The following is a 15,633-nucleotide window of genomic DNA, read 5'->3' on the forward strand; positions in this document are numbered from 1 at the left end:
CTCTACCGACTGAGCTATCGAGGCAAAAGAATGGTGCCGACTACCGGAATCGAACTGGTGACCTACTGATTACAAGTCAGTTGCTCTACCTACTGAGCTAAGTCGGCACACTTTATTCTTTTTAGAAGAGTTCAACTCTTCATCTTTTAGAATCTCACTTAAGTGAAACTCTGAAAAGTGGCTCCTCCTGCTGGGCTCGAACCAGCGACCTGCGGATTAACAGTCCGTCGCTCTACCAACTGAGCTAAGGAGGAATTGTTCTTTTAACAACAAAAAGTTGTTTGTGTCTTGCTAATCATCAAATGAAGCAAGCGCACCAAATAATGGTGCCTCGAGGCGGAATCGAACCACCGACACGAGGATTTTCAATCCTCTGCTCTACCGACTGAGCTATCGAGGCAAAAGAATGGTGCCGACTACCGGAATCGAACTGGTGACCTACTGATTACAAGTCAGTTGCTCTACCTACTGAGCTAAGTCGGCACACTTTATTCTTTGTGCTTTTGTTCGTGTAATAACTTTTGCTAAGACACCAACAAATCAAATTGTGGTGCCCGGAGGCGGAATCGAACCACCGACACGAGGATTTTCAATCCTCTGCTCTACCGACTGAGCTATCCGGGCAACGGAGCGCTATTAAACGGATTTTCCCGCTTTGCGTCAACCACTTTTTTTAAATAATTTCAAAAAAGTGGTTGTTCGAACGCTTTTTATTCAACTGTCATTACAAAGTGTGCTCAGAGTTAAATTCCTTTTTGAAATTTGTAACTTTTTCTAGGTAACGACGCGCTTCAGCGTTCGGATGTTTCTTAGTTAGCGCCCAATAAACTTGGTTGGGTTGCAAAGAATTGAGATCTCGCATCGCACGTTTTCGGTCACTGCGATTAAATGTGTTTAAAACACCACCAGTTCCACCGTTGTAAGCGGAAATCATACTGTACTCTAACGAAGTTGGATGCTGAACTTCGCGTAAATAACGGTTTTTGAGGATGTAGAAGTAGGCGGTTCCTGTGTCAATATTGTTTTCTGGGTTGAACAAATACTCTGGACTAGGTTGTCCTGATTTGTTCTTTACGAGCTTAAATACATCACGACCAGCGGTTTTGGGCACTACTTGCATCAATCCATAAGCATTGGCCCAACTTACTGCGTAAGGGTTAAAACTGCTCTCGGTTTTGATGATGGCGTAAATCAGATCTTCAGGAATGTCGTATTTTTTTGACGCGCGACGCACGATATCCGCGTATTGGTAACTACGCTGAGAGAAGTGATCCTCTACCATTGGAATTTCAACGTAATACGCTTTTTTAAAGTCTACATCTTTGGTTTTGATGTTATTGGCAATCAGATAGTCAGCGAAGCGATTCGCGCGCCATGACCATTGAATGGGCTTTTTATCTTGATCGAGCACCTGTTTGTACAAAAAGGGTTGGCCTTCGAGTTTGATCTCTTTCGATGAGAACAAGTCGACGTTTGCTGGATCATCTGGCGTTAGCAATGTGGTGATGATCGCGTTCTTCAAGTGTTTTTGTGGTTCGGTCGGAGAAACGGTCTCGATAGTGATAAGACCTTTCTGGAAATCCACTTCTGCCCGACTTAAATAATTGTCGATGTACTTAACGTAGTTACTTTTACCTGCGAACTTCACTTCACGTTGTCCCCAACGCTTTTTGATATTGCCTGAGAAGCTATTGATCAACGCATCGAGTGCGGCGGTATCTTTCTCAAACTGACCTGGTAGCTCTGCTAGGTTGTTTGCAAAGCGGTTGGTTGGCTCGTAGTTCACGTCATAAATTTTTTCGACGAATTCGCGGCTACAGCCTGCCAATAAGAGAGCGGTGGCAATAAAAGCAATTTTCTTCATAAGTTTTTAGGTGATGAGGACAAGGCGCTGGAGGAAAAATGACATCACAGTTTAGGTTGTGATGTCATTGCTTTTGAACAAATTGGCTTTATTCGCTTGGTGGTGTGTAACCTTCAATGTGAACGTCTTTGCCTTCGAATAGGAAGTTCACCATTTCGGTTTCGAGCAGTTTACGATGCTCCGGATCCATCATGTTGAGCTTTTTCTCGTTGATCAACATGGTTTGTTTGTGTTGCCACTGAGCCCAAGCTTCTTTCGAGATGTTATCGAAAATGCGTTTACCTAGTTCACCTGGGTAAAGTTGAAAGTCCAGACCTTCGCCTTCTTTCTTTAGTCGAGCACAAAACACAGTGCGGCTCATAATGACTCCTTGTATTCAATTAACGAAGTTCGTGAGGTAGCGCTTCCAATAAAAGTTTCACTGGTGCGGCTAAGCCCACTTCTTCAGGTTGAGATAAGTTATACCAAAGACCTTTGCTGCCTTCCATTACCACATCGGGTTGCTTTGACAGGTCAATCAAAATCGGTGTGATATCTAGGTGGTAATGACTAAATGTATGGCGAAACGTGATTAACGTTTCCTGCTTATTGATGTCGCTGGCTTTTATGCCACGTTGCTCAAGTAGTAAATCGATATCGCTTTCGACGTCCACATGTTCGGTTTGTGGGAAGCAAAATAAACCTCCCCAAATGCCAGTTTGTGGTCTTTGTTCTAGCCAGACTTCGTGTCCGTTCTCATTGTGGTGATGAAGCATCACGAAGCGGGTTTGTTTGACCGGTTTTTCTTTCTTCGGCTTTTTACCCGGGTAGTCGAGCACGTTCCCTTGTTTTTTCGCCACACATAAATCAGCAACAGGGCATAGGGTGCACTTAGGTTTGCTGCGGGTACAAACCATCGCCCCCATGTCCATCATGGCTTGGTTATACTTATCTACATCAGTTTGCGGAGTATGCGCTTCGGCAATTTCCCACAACTGATTTTCAACTTTCTTCTGACCTGGCCAACCTTCTACAGCAAAGCAGCGTGATAACGTTCGTTTTACATTGCCATCAAGAATGGCATGCGGTTGCTTGTGTACCGATGACAATACGGCTGCTGCGGTTGAGCGACCAATTCCAGGAAGCGCATTCATTTGTTCTAGATTAAGTGGAAACTCGCCACTGTATTTATGGGCGACCTCTTTAGCGGCTTTATGAAGGTTGCGAGCACGCGCGTAATAACCTAGGCCAGTCCAAAGGTGTAGCACTTCATCTTGCTCTGCGTTCGCAAGGTCGACGACAGTCGGAAAGCGTTCCAAGAAGCGTTGGTAATAAGGAATAACGGTAGTGACCTGTGTTTGCTGAAGCATGATTTCAGACAACCAGACACTGTATGCGGTTTTGTTTTGTTGCCACGGAAGATCTTTTCTTCCGTATGCGTCATACCATTCTAAGATGGCACTGGCGAAAGGGGTCACGACTTGCTCTGTATTCTATTATTGGTTAGGGGCAAAATTGCACCACAGAATGGGTAAGAAGTACAACTGGTAAACAGTGGGGATATTGCAGGGGGTGTGATGGCTTTTGGGTAGCGATAGGCCACAAGCTCAACAAATACTTGCACCCGAGTAAATTCTTTGGATAATCCCCGCTTTGATTAATCAATGTGCAGGCAAAATCAATGAGTGAAGTAACCACTAACGAATACAACGAAGACGGCAAGCTGATCCGTAAAATCCGCAGTTTTGTACGTCGCGAAGGTCGTCTAACGAAAGGCCAAGAGAACGCGATGAACGAGTGCTGGCCAACAATGGGTATCGACTACAAAGCAGAACTTCTTGATTGGAAAGAAGTGTTTGGTAACGATAATCCAGTCGTACTAGAAATCGGTTTTGGTATGGGTGCTTCATTGGTTGAAATGGCAAAGAATGCGCCTGAGAAAAACTTCTTCGGTATTGAAGTACATAGCCCAGGTGTTGGTGCTTGTCTTTCTGATGCACGCGAAGCGGGTATCACTAATCTTCGCGTAATGTGTCACGATGCGGTTGAAGTGTTTGAGCACATGATCCCAAATGACAGCCTTGCTACGCTACAATTATTCTTCCCAGACCCTTGGCACAAAAAGCGTCACCACAAGCGTCGTATCGTGCAGCTTGAGTTTGCTGAAATGGTTCGTCAAAAGCTTATCCCGAACGAAGGCATTTTCCACATGGCAACAGACTGGGAAAACTACGCGGAGCACATGATTGAAATCATGAACCAAGCGCCAGGTTTCGAAAATATTGCGCAAGACGGTGACTTTGTTCCTCGTCCTGAAGATCGTCCACTGACGAAGTTTGAAGCTCGTGGTCACCGTCTAGGTCACGGTGTGTGGGATATTAAATACAAACGCACTGCTTAAGGAGTCAGTTGATGTACCACTACGCGATATTAGCGAATCCGGGTCACAACCGAATTTACTTTGATAGCGCAATGACCATTGCATGCTCAGAGCTTAAAGCGATTTTGGCCTCTGAAGGTGTTGAAGTGACTGAAATTGGCAGCAAAGACGTGGGTTTACCTGCGGCGCTGGTGTTTTCTTGTGAGCAAGCGTTAAGTGAAGCGCAGTCTCGTAAGATTGCCTCATCTTCTATCTATTACGCGCTGTTTGAAGTGCGTGAAGATGGTTTGCTTCGTCCAATTCAGGCGCCTGCATTCAATACTTTCCCTGAGAGCATGAGCCAGATTCTGCGTTATACCGGCAAAACCAATGAGCAGTTTACTCGCTTGATGGTTAATCTTGGCGTGAGTGCTGCAAATACTGACAGCACGCAGCTAACGCTGATGGATCCAATGTGTGGTAAGGGTACAACACTGTTTGAAGGTTTGATCCATGGCTTGAATGTCGTGGGTGTGGAGATCAACCAGAAGTGGGTTCAAGAGATCCAAACCTTCATCGTTAAGTTTATGAAGAATGGCCGCTTCAAGCACAAAGTGAGCAAAGAAAAGCGCACTTCTGGTGGCAAGAAAGTGGCAGATGGCTTCGTTGTTGAAGCGGCTGCAAGTAAAGAAGACTACCTCCAGGGTAATCTTCAAACCATGAAGTTGTATTCAGCAGATACCCGCATCGCTGACCAAGTTGTGAAGAAAAACTCGGTTGACGTCATGGTGTCTGACCTGCCTTATGGTGTGCAGCACGGTAGTAAAAATGCCAAAGACAGCAAGCTGAACCGTAGCCCACTAGAGCTTTTGAAAGAGGCTCTGCCTGCATGGAAAGTGGTGCTGAAAAAACAAGGTTCTGTAGTGCTGTCTTTCAATGAATTCACGTTGAAATGGAAAGATGTCGCGGCATTATTTGAAGAGCAAGGGTGGAAGGTACTTTCAGAAGAGCCTTACATCGGTTATCTTCACCGTGTTGATCAATCTATCAACCGCAATATTATTGTGGCAGTGAAACCATAATCGAATCTTCGATAACTAATCCGATGAAAAGCCAACGCTCTGTTGGCTTTTTTTACCTCTGAGCGAATACTCTTGTGACAAGAAGGTAGACAATGAAACCGACAGCGGAAATTTTGACAGATATTCTGGCGGAAGTACGCCCTTTGATCGGCCAAGGAAAAGTGGCGGACTACATTCCGGCTCTGGCAAAAGTACCGAATAATAAATTAGCTATTGCGGTATACACCAATGAAGGTGAAGTGATTAAGGCTGGCGATGCCGATGAGTCTTTTTCTATTCAGTCTATTTCGAAAGCACTGAGCCTAACGTTGGCCATGTGCTTGTACAAACAAGAAGAAATTTGGGCAAGAGTTGGTAAAGAGCCATCAGGTCAGGCGTTTAACTCGCTGATTCAGTTGGAGATGGAACAGGGTATTCCACGCAACCCGTTTATTAACGCGGGTGCAATTGTTGTGGCTGACTTGCTGCAAAGTCGTTTGTCCGCACCTCGTCAGCGCTTACTTGAGTTTGTTCGTCAGTTGTCGGGCGATACTCACATTGTCTACGACAAAGTCGTGGCCGCGTCGGAAATGATGCACGGCGATCGCAACGCGGCGATTGCTTACCTAATGCGTTCATTCGGGAACTTCGAAAACGAGGTTATTCCTGTGCTACAAAACTACTTCCATGCCTGTGCTTTAAAGATGAGCTGTGTGGATTTAGCAAAAACCTTTAGCTACCTTGCTAATAAAGGCACGTCCGTTCAAACGGGCAAGCCAGTGGTGTCACCAACACAAACGAAACAGTTGAATGCATTGCTCGCAACTTGTGGTTTATACGATGGTGCCGGTGAGTTTGCTTACCGTGTGGGTATGCCGGGTAAATCTGGCGTTGGCGGCGGTATTATTGCCGTAGTGCCGGGTGAAATGACCATTGCGGTTTGGTCTCCAGAACTTGATGCGTCAGGGAACTCATTGGCGGGTACGAAAGCACTGGAACTGCTCTCTGAGCGAATTGGCCGTTCGATTTTTTAGTGTTAACTGTTTCTATACAAAAAGCCTCTCGTCTGAGAGGCTTTTTTGTAGTTCGCGTGGTTTACTCTTCGTCTTCTTCTGCCATAAAGGCTTCAAGTAAGTCGTTGAGGAACAGCTTTCCTTTCTCGGTGATCTGCCAGTGCGTCTCCGTTTCACTCAAATAGCCCATCTCTAACGCCCAATCAATGGTGTCTTGAATGGTACTGAGCGGTAAGCCCGTGGTATCCACATAATCTTGCTTCGGACACGCTTCCATCAAGCGGAAGCGGTTCATGAAGAACTCAAATGGGCGGTCTTCATCGGCAACGAGCTGCTCGGTATGCAAATACGGTTTTACCATATTTTGATAAGCTGCCAAGTAGCCACGAGGATGCTTCACTTTCGTGGTACGAATGATGCGGCCATCAGCGAAGCTCAATTTGCCGTGTGAGCCACAGCCGATGCCAAGGTAATCACCAAAGCGCCAGTAATTCAGGTTGTGCTGACACTGATAGCCCGGTTTGCTGTAGCCAGAGATTTCGTACTGAACGTAACCTGCTGCTGCTAGCTTTTCATGCCCTTGTTCGAAGATGTCCCACAAGTCATCGTCATCTGGCAGTGTCGGTGGCTTGTAGTAGAACATGGTGTTTGGTTCGATGGTGAGCTGATACCAAGACAGGTGCGGCGGTGCGAGCTCAATCGCTTTGTCCAAATCGGCTAGCGCTTGTTCGATGCTTTGATCGGGTAAGCCGTGCATTAAGTCGAGGTTAAAGCTGTTCAAACCAATTTGATGGGCAAGTTTCGCTGCATTAACGGCTTCGTCTTGACCATGAATTCGTCCTAGACGTTCCAACTTCTCCTGCTCAAAGCTTTGAACTCCGATGGAAATTCGCGTGACCCCCGTTTTACGATAACCCACGAAACGCTCTGCTTCGATGGTGCCAGGGTTTGCTTCCATAGTGATTTCAATGTCTGGCTTGAATGGAATTCGCGCTTCGATGCCTTTTAGCAAACGCTCAATGCCTTCTGCAGAAATCAAACTTGGCGTGCCACCGCCAATGAAGATGGAATGCAGCGGGCGCGGTGCGTCATTTAAGCGGTACTTATCAATATCGGTATCCAGATCTTCTAGAAGGGCACTGATGTACTCTTCTTCTGGGATCTCCGCTTTAAGCGCATGGGAGTTAAAGTCGCAATAAGGGCACTTTTGTACACACCATGGGATGTGTACATACAAGCTGAGTGCTGGGGGCGTTAACATGAACAAGTTCACTCGATCTTACTGTGCGGTTTGCGCTGATAACTGAGCAAACAATGATTTCAGTGCTTTACCGCGGTGAGACAACTGCTTTTTTCGTGCCGGCTCTAGCTCTGCTGACGCACAGTTATCTTCTGGTACGAAGAAGATAGGGTCGTAACCAAAGCCATTTTCGCCATGTGCTTCAGTCAGAATACGACCTTCCCATTTGCCATGACAAACGATAGGCGTTGGATCGTTTTCGTGACGCATCAACACCAATACGCAGTGGAAACGCGCGGTACGCTCTGCTTCTGGCACGCCTTCCATTGCGGCTAGCAATTTCTCTAAGTTCTCTTGGTCAGAGGCTTTTTCGCCTGCGTAACGTGCTGAGTAGATGCCCGGTGCACCTTTTAGGAAATCGACTTCCAGGCCAGAATCATCTGCAATCGCTGGTAAGCCAGTTTCTTGCGCGGCATGGCGAGCTTTAATGATTGCGTTCTCAATGAACGTGGTGCCCGTTTCAGCAACTTCTGATACGTTGAATTCACTTTGCGCTAATACTTCAAAGCCGAAGTCAGACAACAAATCTGCCATTTCACGAACTTTGCCTTGGTTACCAGTTGCTAGCACAATTTTTTTCATGGGAATCTCTTTTAATAGTGATAGAGGAGAACAAATCGTTCTCCTCTAGATATTCTTTAACTAATAAGTGGTTTTTAGCCTGCTTAGATCCAAAAGCTTTTGGATCATCACAACCCAATTACTCTTCAACATAAAACTTCTGGGTGAATTTAAGCTTACCTGAGCCTTTGTTTCCAGCTTTTACGTCAATATCGAAAGTAAAAGTTTCTTCGTGGGTAATTGGCAGTTCGGTTAAATAGTATATCGCATTGCCTTCTTTGACTTCACGAAAGGACAAGGTCTGAGTTTGGCCGATGAGGTTTTTCGCGCGTCCAGCAATTTTTGCTTCTAATGCAGGTTTACCCAATGAAGCTCTATCTAGCACGCTAATATTAACCACAGCGAGGTATCCATTACGCTTGATATCGTAGCTACGTGCGACTTTCGGTGTTAAGAATGTCGAGTTAAACGCGACATAGTGTACTTCGATATCTTTCATGGTTTTGAACTGACCTGCCATGCTTGGTAAAGACAATAGGCTGATCAGTAGGGCGGTAATCCATTTGCTCATTATCACTTCCTCGAATCGGGCGTTTAATTATTGGTACGAATTTCGTAAATAAAAAACCATCAAATGATGGCTTGATTATCCTAGTTAAATGGTTGATTTATTTTGCTTTAAAGGCATTTTTAATGCGATTTATATTTGCATGTATTGGATTGTGGTCATTTTGTGGCTCTCTTTATTAGTGAAGATCACGAGTTGAATTATCGTTTAAGACAAGTTGGAAAACGTCAAACAGAAGGCAACCGCAATATACTAAAAGCAATGGGAAATGAGCTAAGCCTATTGTGGAACAATCCTTAAATACAGCACGGATAGTTCCACAACGACATTACCTATGAAGATCGTGTTGTTGCATTTTTGTTACTGGTTAGTCGCCTCTAAGTCAATTCTATCAAGTTTTCCTAAGTAAAAAAGCGTAAAAAATGAACATTTTTATTTAGCTGTGAATTATTTTCTGCTAACCTTCGCTGTCGCTGAAGTGGACAAGCTTTAATGCAGAAAAAGTGTCTTTGCTAGATTAGGTCACAAAAAGAAATTATGTCCTGTATCTAAGTTAACGATTATTTTACAAAAAAGTGCTGGCCTTTTACTTGCTTATATGAGATTAGTAGCTCAAGAAAGTAAGTTTAACGTGTGTTTGCATAGTTCGAAATTTCTACTATTTTTTTAAGTAGAACATATAAATGTTATTTACATAAGTGCATATTAGACATAGAATCTGCGCCCAATACGTCTATTGGAATAAACAGGTTTTTATATGTCAGAGAACGCACTTCTAGATAAACTGATTGCTAAATTATATAACGGCGTCGTCGAAATCGCTGAGTACACTTGCTCAACCCTAAACGAAAAAGACAACGTAGTTGAACTAGCGCAAAATGACCCATCTTTTGACGAATTGCGTAGGATCTGTATGGAGCTTTTGGAGTCTCTTAAAGAGTACCGTGACGTTGACACTGCATTTCGTCAAGCTGAAGAAGTAGTAACAATTCTGAGCGAAATCATCGAAGCGATTTCAGATGAAGATCATGGCACACTTATTGATTGTACTTGTCACTTAGAGCAGTTTTTAGAAATTAACGTTCGAAAAGATAAAGCTAGTTAAGCAAGTCTATTCGAGCACAAAAACCCTTGTAAAAATTAAAGTGGTAACCAAGCACGATGGAGTCTTATATGAAAAACGAACTCAAAATGGTTAAAGACCTAGAAAAGATGAACTTATTGGTTGATCGTCTAGCTGTACTGATGCGTGAAGCACTAGAAGGTTCAAAAGCACAAAAGAAGGCCGCATAAGTTCGATTCATTCCTCTAATGAAAAGCTCCCCTAGGGAGCTTTTTTAGTTTTTAGAGCTTAAAGCTTAAAGCTTTGTTTAGCAGATCGCTTAGAATATTTATTTACCATGAGATTTGCGTCCCCCTTTCTTTTTATAGCGAGAAACGTATTTTCTCAATGCAGATGTTTATCCACCCAGCTATAGAAGCTGACAGCAGCGTAGAGAGCTTTATCTCGTCATATTTGAGTGAATGACTCCTCACTATTTCTATTGATTCTCCAATTTGGCTGATGAAGTTAATTGGAGAAAGAAAAAAGCCCACATTCATGTGGGCTTTTTTCTTAGGTCAATATGTGGCGGGGTTTATTTTATTTCTCTATATAACAATAGCTTTAATCTCTTGTGGGATGTTGATTGGCGCTTGGATTCGGACTTGTTTGTGTCGCCCGAGCTCGCCTTTTTCTATGGTTATTAATCCCTTCGCCACTTTGAACTGCTTGGCGAGATACTTAATGAGATGGGCGTTGGCCTTACCATCAACAGGCGGTGCGGTGATGGCGATTTTGAGCTCTTCACCGTGCAAGCCAACGATTTTATCGCGGCTTGCTTTTGGTTGAATATAAAGCTTAAGGACGATGTCCTCGCCATCTTGCCAAACTGCTGCGGACATTACAGTTGGAACCAAATAGGACCAATGATATCGCCCATCAAGAAGTTTGCGAATTGCAAACCGATGAACAGAACCAGCACGCTCAAATCCAAGCCGCCAAAAGCAGGAAGCACGCGACGAATTGGTGCGCACATTGGCTCGGTCAATTGATGGAACACGTATTCAATTGGGCTACGACCTTGGCTCACCCAGCTTAGGATTGCGCGAATCAACAATACCCAGAACAGAAGGCCACCAGCAGCTTTTAGTAGCGATAACAAACCCAAGAATAGGAAATCAACGCTGAAAGAGACAGAGCCGTTAGACGCAATCAGAATCAGCGCGACAAATTTCAATACACACAGCACGTAAGCGAACAGAACCGTTGCAAGGTCAATATTGCCGATAGATGGAATAACACGACGCAGTGGGCCAATGACTGGCTGAGTCGCTTTTACAATAAATTGCGAGAACGGGTTGTAGAAATCTGCACGTGCAGCTTGCAACCAAATTCGCAAAATCACGACCATGATATACAGGTCAAATAGGGTTGAGATGAGAAAACTCATTGAATTCATAAGGTACCCTTAACAAGTAGTGGATGATGTTTCTTGAGAATCATCCAGATAATTAAAACAGTTTTTCCATTTCTTCTGCGCGAGCAACCGCAGCTTGCATGGCTTTTGCAACGATGTCCGTTAACTGATGTTCGTTGAATGTACGAAGTGCTTCGGCGGTTGTGCCGCCTTTCGAAGTCACGTTTTCACGCAGTGTCGACAGTTCGGTGTCTGGATTGCTCACCACCATACTTGCCGCACCCAGCGCTGCTTGTTGAACCAACAAACGAGCCGTTTCTTTATCAAAACCTTGAGCTATCGCTTCAGCTTGCATCGCTTCCATAAACAGGAAGAAGTATGCCGGAGCGCTGCCTGCTGCTGCAATCACATTATTGATGCCTGATTCTTGTTCCACCCAGCAAACTTTACCAACCGCTTGCATCAGTTCTGCGGCAAAGGCTCTGTCTTGTTCTTTGACATGTTCTGGAGCGAATAAACCACTCATGCCCAAACCCAACTGAGATGGAGTGTTTGGCATTACGCGAACCAAATTCAATTTTGTCGCTAGCATCTCATCCAAACGTGAACAATTGATGCCTGCCGCAATAGAAATCACGAGCTTGTTGCTAAAGTCGATAGATTGCAGAGGTTTACAAACATCCGCCATCATTTGTGGTTTCACAGACAGAACCACCACATCGGCCTCGGACGCTGCCAGCATGTTGTCGCTGGTGGTGCGGATACCAAAATCTTGCTCAAGCGGCAGACGACGCGCCTCTGATGGGGCGGTTGCAACAATGTTTTGTGCAGGGTAGCCGTTAGCCACGAGGCCAGAAACAATGGCTCTGACCATGTTTCCCGCACCGATAAAGGCGATCTTTTTATGTTCCATTTGTCTGATTTCCATCATGATATTTACGATTTATTGTGCGCTCAGGTGTATAATGGCGCCGCTTTGCGTTAACCGCTGTTTCATCGCGGTATCAATTAAGCATTTTCGCTTTTAAATGACTATTCACTTTTCGTGCTGTAGTCTCGCGCGCCAAAGATAGCCGTTCCGATACGAACCATGGTGCTGCCTGCTTCAATCGCAGCGGTCATGTCGCCACTCATGCCCATCGATAAGGTATCGATTTCTGGGTATTGCTGTTCAAGGGCTTGCTTCAGTGTCGCTAGCTTCTCGAACTCACGAAGCTGGGCGTCGTAGTCTGACACGTTCGCAGGAATCGACATCAATCCTCTTAAAGTGAGGTTGGGAAGGCGAGAAATCAACTCAGCCAGTTCGAATATTTCTGCGTCACTAACGCCAGATTTGGAATCTTCACCACTGGTGTTGACTTGAATCAGCACTTGCAATGGTTTGAGTTCTTGCGGACGTTGCTCATTGAGTCGCTGTGCGATCTTAGCGCGATCAATGGTGTGAACCCAATCGAAATGTTCAGCAACAAGTCGCGATTTGTTCGATTGAATCGGGCCAATGAAGTGCCATTCGATTCGATTATCTGGATAATGCTCGGCAAAGTGCTGAACTTTACTGACGCCTTCTTGGACGTAGTTTTCACCAAACGCGGTTTGTCCCGCTTGGTAGGCTTCGAGAATTGCCTCGACAGGTTTAGTTTTGCTTACCGCTAGAAGTTGCACTGACTCTGGAGATCGACCACATTTTTGTTCGTCGCGTCGAATTTGAGAGGTGATATGTTCAATATTTTGTTGAATACTACTCATAGCTGTACTTTAGACTTAAGGATTTTAAATGGATATCACTGAGTTACTGGATTTTAGTGTAAAACATAATGCTTCGGATCTACATCTTTCTGCAGGTGTACCACCAATGGTTCGTATTGATGGTGATGTGAGAAAACTGGGCATTCCAGCGTTTACACACCAAGAAGTGCATCGTTTGGTTTTTGAAATCATGAACGATGCCCAGCGCAGTGAGTTCGAAGAAAAACTCGAAGTCGATTTCTCTTTTGAATTGCATAACGTTGGCCGTTTTCGTGTCAACGCTTTCAACCAATCTCGCGGTTGTGCGGCAGTGTTCCGTACCATCCCAAGTAGCATCCCAACTCTGGAAGAGCTAGAAGCGCCAGAGATCTTCAAAAAAATCGCGAATGCTGAAAAAGGTTTGGTTTTGGTTACTGGCCCAACGGGTTCTGGTAAATCGACAACCTTAGCAGCCATTGTTGACTACATTAACCGTAATCACAACAAGCATATCCTCACAATTGAAGATCCGATTGAATTTGTTCACAACAACAATAAGTGTTTGATCAACCAACGTGAGGTTCACCGTGATACCCATAGCTTCCAAAACGCGCTACGCAGCGCATTGCGTGAAGACCCGGATGTGATCCTTGTCGGTGAGATGCGTGACAAAGAAACCATCAGCCTAGCGTTAACGGCGGCGGAAACGGGTCACCTAGTTTTCGGTACGTTGCACACCAGTTCAGCAGCAAAAACCATCGACCGTATCATCGATGTGTTCCCAGGTAGTGACAAAGACATGGTGCGTTCCATGTTGTCTGAATCCCTTCGTTCAGTTATCGCGCAAAAACTGTTGAAACGTAATGGCGGTGGTCGTATCGCTTGTCACGAAATCATGATGGCAACGCCCGCGATTCGTAACTTGATTCGCGAAGACAAAGTCGCGCAGATGTACTCAATCATTCAAACGGGTGCCGCGCATGGAATGCAAACCATGGAACAAAATGCCCGTCAGTTGATGGCGCAAGGTATGGTTTCGCGCGAAGAAGTCGACAGCAAGATTGGGCTTGAAGTGCAGCAATTCTCGTAACGCTCATACAGATAATGGTGAATACGGAAGATGGATCTGAATAAATTTCTTGAAGGTATGTTGACGCTAAAAGCGTCGGATCTTTACATCACGGTTGGTGCGCCAATTCTATTTCGTGTGGATGGCGAATTGCGTCCGCAAGGGGAGAAACTCACCGAACATGATGTTGCAAAGTTGCTTGATAGCGCAATGGATCCGGATCGGCGTCAGGAGTTTCGCAAAAGCCGCGAATCAAACTTTGCTATCGTCAGAGATTGTGGTCGCTTCCGTGTTAGTGCTTTTTTTCAGCGAGAGCTGCCGGGTGCAGTTATTCGCCGTATCGAAACCATCATTCCTACTTTTGAGCAGTTAAAACTGCCTTTAGTGCTGCAAGACTTAGCGATTGCCAAGCGTGGTTTGGTGCTGGTGGTCGGCGCGACTGGCTCGGGTAAATCGACCACGATGGCGGCGATGACGGGCTATCGAAACAGCAACAAAACCGGTCACATCTTGACGGTCGAAGATCCGATCGAATTTGTGCATGAGCATAAGCGTTGTATCGTGACTCAGCGTGAGGTGGGTTTGGATACCGAGAGCTATGAAGTCGCATTGAAAAACTCGCTGCGTCAAGCGCCAGATATGATTTTGATTGGCGAGATCCGTAGCCGAGAAACGATGGAATACGCGATGACCTTCGCCGAAACGGGTCACTTGTGTATGGCAACGTTGCACGCCAACAACGCCAACCAAGCGTTAGAACGTATTCTCCATTTGGTGCCTAAAGATCAAAAAGAGCAATTCTTGTTTGATTTGTCGATGAACCTAAAAGGCGTGATTGGTCAGCAGCTGATCCGTGATAAGAATGGTCAAGGACGTCATGGTGTGTTTGAGATATTGCTAAACAGTCCACGAGTGTCGGATTTGATCCGTCGTGGTGATTTACACGAATTGAAATCAACCATGGCACGATCCAATGAGTTTGGCATGCTGACGTTTGACCAATCGCTCTACAAGCTGGTGATGCAGGGTAAGATCAGCGAAGAGGATGCACTGCACAGTGCGGATTCAGCCAACGATCTTCGTTTAATGCTGAAAACACAGCGTGGTGAACCGTTCTCTACAGGCAGTCTTGCCAACGTCAAAATCGATATGGATTAAGCGTATTCAAGACACAAAAAAGGTTGGCTTCTGCCAACCTTTTTCATTGTGCTTGCGAGGTTTATTCACCCCAAAGCGCTTCAAACCAACTCTCCAGAATGACCACGGCAGATTGGCAGTCAATATTGCCTTTCGATAAGGCTTTGTAGCCACCCATACTGAACAATTCTGCGCGCGCTTCTGAAGTTGATAAGCGCTCATCATGCAATTCAACAGGCAAGCCATAACGACCTTGCAGACGCTTCGCGAATTTTTTCGCTCGCGGGGTGATGGTTTCTAAATCTTTACCATGCAAATCCGTTGGCAGGCCTACGACCAATAAGTCTGGCTGCCATTCTTTAATTTGCTTTTCGATGTCATCCCAATTTGGAATGCCATCATTGGCTTTAAACGCTTTCAGTGGTGAAGCGGTGCCAGTGATTTCTTGACCAATCGCGCTACCAATACTTTTAGTACCGAAATCGAAGGCCATTATTGTGCGTGACATACAGTGTCTCAAATCTTAATGAAGTGGAAG

General features: G+C 45.1%; 17 protein-coding genes and 6 tRNA genes (1 of these 23 only partly in view). 6 read left to right on the top strand and 17 right to left on the bottom strand.

What is annotated here, in order from left to right:
• The 9 genes from NL646_RS21945 to mutY form a co-directional block, all read right to left on the bottom strand.
• Positions 1-24: transfer RNA gene (locus NL646_RS21945), tRNA-Phe, on the bottom strand; it reaches 152 nt to the left of the window's first position.
• A gap of 7 nt (positions 25-31) precedes the next feature.
• Positions 32-107, bottom strand: a tRNA-Thr gene (locus NL646_RS21950).
• Positions 108-178: 71 nt separating this feature from the next.
• A tRNA-Asn gene (locus NL646_RS21955) sits at positions 179-254 on the bottom strand.
• 70 nt (positions 255-324) lie between these two features.
• A tRNA-Phe gene (locus tag NL646_RS21960) sits at positions 325-400 on the bottom strand.
• Positions 401-407: 7 nt separating this feature from the next.
• A tRNA-Thr gene (locus NL646_RS21965) sits at positions 408-483 on the bottom strand.
• Positions 484-548: 65 nt separating this feature from the next.
• A tRNA-Phe gene (locus tag NL646_RS21970) sits at positions 549-624 on the bottom strand.
• Positions 625-724: 100 nt separating this feature from the next.
• Complete coding sequence (gene mltC / locus NL646_RS21975; protein WP_005490305.1) at positions 725-1,864, bottom strand: membrane-bound lytic murein transglycosylase MltC; 1,140 nt, start codon at positions 1,862-1,864, stop codon at positions 725-727.
• 88 nt (positions 1,865-1,952) lie between these two features.
• The gene (locus tag NL646_RS21980; protein WP_005482430.1) at positions 1,953-2,225 is read right to left on the bottom strand and encodes an oxidative damage protection protein; all 273 of its coding nucleotides are present in this window, start codon (positions 2,223-2,225) and stop codon (positions 1,953-1,955) included.
• A 19-nt stretch (positions 2,226-2,244) separates the two neighbouring features.
• Positions 2,245-3,321 carry an A/G-specific adenine glycosylase gene (gene mutY, locus NL646_RS21985; RefSeq protein WP_005482480.1) on the bottom strand — a complete coding sequence of 359 codons (1,077 nt, stop codon included), beginning with the start codon at positions 3,319-3,321 and terminating at the stop codon, positions 2,245-2,247.
• A gap of 203 nt (positions 3,322-3,524) precedes the next feature.
• On the opposite strand from mutY, the gene trmB reads away from it, so the two are divergent.
• The 3 genes from trmB (at position 3,525) to glsB (ending at position 6,297) form a co-directional block, all read left to right on the top strand.
• Positions 3,525-4,244 (top strand): tRNA (guanosine(46)-N7)-methyltransferase TrmB, encoded by a 720-nt coding sequence (gene trmB, locus NL646_RS21990; protein ID WP_025510552.1) that lies wholly within the window; start codon positions 3,525-3,527, stop codon positions 4,242-4,244.
• Between the two features lie 11 nt (positions 4,245-4,255).
• Positions 4,256-5,284, top strand: coding sequence for a TRM11 family methyltransferase (locus NL646_RS21995; protein ID WP_140081695.1), 1,029 nt, complete (start codon positions 4,256-4,258; stop codon positions 5,282-5,284).
• Positions 5,285-5,376: 92 nt separating this feature from the next.
• Positions 5,377-6,297 carry a glutaminase B gene (gene glsB, locus NL646_RS22000; protein WP_005482494.1) on the top strand — a complete coding sequence of 307 codons (921 nt, stop codon included), beginning with the start codon at positions 5,377-5,379 and terminating at the stop codon, positions 6,295-6,297.
• Between the two features lie 61 nt (positions 6,298-6,358).
• Here glsB and hemW read toward each other — a convergent pair whose 3' ends face one another.
• The 3 genes from hemW to NL646_RS22015 form a co-directional block, all read right to left on the bottom strand.
• Positions 6,359-7,537, bottom strand: coding sequence for a radical SAM family heme chaperone HemW (hemW, locus tag NL646_RS22005; protein WP_253664689.1), 1,179 nt, complete (start codon positions 7,535-7,537; stop codon positions 6,359-6,361).
• 18 nt (positions 7,538-7,555) lie between these two features.
• Complete coding sequence (locus NL646_RS22010) at positions 7,556-8,158, bottom strand: XTP/dITP diphosphatase (protein WP_005482459.1); 603 nt, start codon at positions 8,156-8,158, stop codon at positions 7,556-7,558.
• 118 nt (positions 8,159-8,276) lie between these two features.
• Entirely contained in the window at positions 8,277-8,708 is a 432-nt protein-coding gene (locus tag NL646_RS22015) for a DUF4426 domain-containing protein (RefSeq protein ID WP_031430597.1), read from the bottom strand.
• A gap of 754 nt (positions 8,709-9,462) precedes the next feature.
• On the opposite strand from NL646_RS22015, the gene NL646_RS22020 reads away from it, so the two are divergent.
• Complete coding sequence (locus tag NL646_RS22020; protein WP_031430599.1) at positions 9,463-9,810, top strand: hypothetical protein; 348 nt, start codon at positions 9,463-9,465, stop codon at positions 9,808-9,810.
• Positions 9,811-10,355: 545 nt separating this feature from the next.
• Here the strand turns inward: NL646_RS22020 and yggU are convergent.
• From yggU to NL646_RS22040, 4 genes are all read right to left on the bottom strand, one after another.
• A complete protein-coding gene (gene yggU / locus NL646_RS22025) occupies positions 10,356-10,649 on the bottom strand; it encodes a DUF167 family protein YggU (protein WP_031430601.1) in 294 nt (97 codons plus the stop codon).
• On the bottom strand, positions 10,649-11,206 hold the full coding sequence (locus NL646_RS22030) for a YggT family protein (RefSeq protein ID WP_005482440.1): 558 nt from the start codon (positions 11,204-11,206) through the stop codon (positions 10,649-10,651). Before NL646_RS22030 ends, yggU begins: the two co-directional genes overlap by 1 nt.
• 52 nt (positions 11,207-11,258) lie before the next feature.
• Entirely contained in the window at positions 11,259-12,077 is an 819-nt protein-coding gene (gene proC / locus NL646_RS22035; protein ID WP_005482485.1) for a pyrroline-5-carboxylate reductase, read from the bottom strand.
• Between the two features lie 119 nt (positions 12,078-12,196).
• Entirely contained in the window at positions 12,197-12,910 is a 714-nt protein-coding gene (locus NL646_RS22040; RefSeq protein ID WP_021450047.1) for a YggS family pyridoxal phosphate-dependent enzyme, read from the bottom strand.
• A gap of 28 nt (positions 12,911-12,938) precedes the next feature.
• Between NL646_RS22040 and NL646_RS22045 the strand changes: the two genes are divergently transcribed.
• Both NL646_RS22045 and NL646_RS22050 read left to right on the top strand, forming a co-directional pair.
• Positions 12,939-13,979: a type IV pilus twitching motility protein PilT gene (locus NL646_RS22045; RefSeq protein WP_005461712.1), complete on the top strand. Its 1,041-nt coding sequence runs from the start codon at positions 12,939-12,941 to the stop codon at positions 13,977-13,979.
• Between the two features lie 30 nt (positions 13,980-14,009).
• On the top strand, positions 14,010-15,116 hold the full coding sequence (locus NL646_RS22050; RefSeq protein WP_005461714.1) for a PilT/PilU family type 4a pilus ATPase: 1,107 nt from the start codon (positions 14,010-14,012) through the stop codon (positions 15,114-15,116).
• Between the two features lie 61 nt (positions 15,117-15,177).
• On the opposite strand, the gene ruvX is transcribed toward NL646_RS22050, so the two are convergent.
• Positions 15,178-15,603, bottom strand: coding sequence for a Holliday junction resolvase RuvX (ruvX, locus tag NL646_RS22055; protein ID WP_005461715.1), 426 nt, complete (start codon positions 15,601-15,603; stop codon positions 15,178-15,180).
• Positions 15,604-15,633: the final 30 nt, after the last annotated feature.

Source organism: Vibrio sp. Y20_XG_PY13, assembly GCF_024181925.1.
Classification (GTDB): Bacteria; Pseudomonadota; Gammaproteobacteria; order Enterobacterales; family Vibrionaceae; genus Vibrio; species Vibrio parahaemolyticus.